The following is a 1,875-nucleotide window of genomic DNA, read 5'->3' as shown; positions in this document are numbered from 1 at the left end:
CATTTTAAACTTCATAGTAGGGGTTCCTCCTAAGGTTTGAGTTAGAGTGGTGTCTATACTCATATCTTACTGAGGAGCTCTTTTTTTATCAAAGTCAATAATTAACTCTCTACAGGAATGCTAACGGGGCAGGTTTGTTTAAGAAGGAAATAACTACTTTATGTTTGAATTATCCCTTAGATTAAAAAGCTAATTAAAAATATACCCCTCACTAATGAGGGATATATCTTATTTATCTTGTGCAAGTTCTTTTCTATTGGGAGCAAGTGGTGGCTGTTCTAACCACTTGTTTTTCACCATAATATCGAACCAATTTTTTGTTAATGCTAATGTTTTTAGAATTGTTTTTTCATATACAACAGCTAGGTCTGTTCGCATGGCTGATGCTAGACCTGTCCCGTAATATACTTGTGCAGTTTGAGCCAAGAAACCCATATGATACAACATTAATTTATCTGAAAAAGGAGAGTCTTTTGACGTTGTAACCTCTGATTCCCACGACATTGGAATTGGCAAATTATCCTTGTGCATAATTTCTGAAAGGGCTTGTATGTTTTCATCTGATTTTTTTTCTAATTCCTCAAAAAACTTTCTTATTTCTTTCGATTCGGCGACTTGACTGAATCCGATTGAAAGAGTTTTTGCCATAATGCTCTTTTTAATGTTAAGAGAAATACTGATTATTTCTGTAGCAGATAAAAGTCTCCCTTTACCGAAGAATCCATCAGTAAAATCTTTGGTAGAAATAAATTCAGGGCTCTCTTTAGGATAGAAATAGGGGTCTCGTTGGAATTTTCCTTTTTTAAGCAATAACTCAATGGTTAAATCGTACATACTTTTTGCATCATTATCACATGAATTGTAAAATTCCCGTAGATCCTTTCTGACAGAAACACATAAAGCAGTTGTATGACCCAACAAACCATGCATAGTCATAACATGTAAATAATTTAAGCAGAATGTGTCAGAAAACAATCTCTCTGCACCTTTATTAAGGTCGGACTCAGTAAATCCAATAGGAACTGGAAATCCCTCTTTCTCAATGAAGGAAACAAGCTGCTTCTTTTGCTTTTCCCATGTCCCAATGGCAATTTCAAAAACTTTTTTTATTGATTCGTCTTCCAAAATAGAAATCATATACCTATTTACTATCTCGGTCATAGTTCCGTTAACATACTCCCCCCATAGTGTTCCTATTTCGGAAGATGTAAGTTTTAAATTATCATTTTCCATTTGTTCTCACCTCTTCCGTATTTTTTACTGACACAGAAATATATATGCGTTTCTTTGGACTTAAACCTTTTAGATGATAATAGTTGAGCAGTTTCTTGTTGAACTAACGGGTGCTTTTGTTCAGGATGATGTGATCGCCTCGGTGGTCTTTTTTGCTTTTTGTGCTCACGGGGCAGTTTTTTTGAAGAAAGGAATTAATTATTAATGCCTCATTTGACACAGAAAGCGACGAAAAAGAAAAAAACAGAAAAAGAATCACCCTTTTCCTGTTTGATCTTTGATATCCAATAGTAACCGAATAATAACAAAACTAAATATAGTCGAAATGAAAGCAGCGACCAAGCCTAGTGAGATAATGGTACTGTCTTTGTTTTTCTTAAACATAAGTTTCTCCTTTGTAAAACAATTGTAAAGTTAGTTTATCCAAGTATAACCAATTATTTGCATCTATTTCATAAATACTTACGTCATTGAACGAAGAAAATGTGCAGTAAATGAGAAAGGGCTTGTTAAACTAAACCAGCTAATAGTTTGTCAATATTTTTCAATAAAAAATAAAATTTAGTCATGATATACTAAAATTATGCATGCCAAATAACCTTCCACTAACTGATGATTGGAAGGTTTTGTCTTATTTAACTA

At 33.4% G+C, this 1,875-nt stretch carries 2 protein-coding genes; both read right to left on the bottom strand.

Annotation, left to right across the window (positions count from 1 at the left end; translation table 11 throughout):
* Window positions 1-228: 228 nt before the first annotated feature.
* Window positions 229-1,233, bottom strand: a complete 1,005-nt coding sequence (locus ACE198_RS27905; RefSeq protein WP_375377789.1) for a DUF3231 family protein — start codon at window positions 1,231-1,233, stop codon at window positions 229-231.
* A 255-nt stretch (window positions 1,234-1,488) separates the two neighbouring features.
* The gene (locus ACE198_RS27900; protein ID WP_260871857.1) at window positions 1,489-1,617 is read right to left on the bottom strand and encodes a hypothetical protein; all 129 of its coding nucleotides are present in this window, start codon (window positions 1,615-1,617) and stop codon (window positions 1,489-1,491) included.
* Window positions 1,618-1,875: the final 258 nt, after the last annotated feature.

The sequence above is a fragment of the Neobacillus sp. KR4-4 genome, assembly GCF_042136325.1.
Lineage (GTDB): Bacteria > Bacillota > Bacilli > Bacillales > Cytobacillaceae > Neobacillus.
This window is presented reverse-complemented; position numbering and strand designations above follow the sequence as displayed.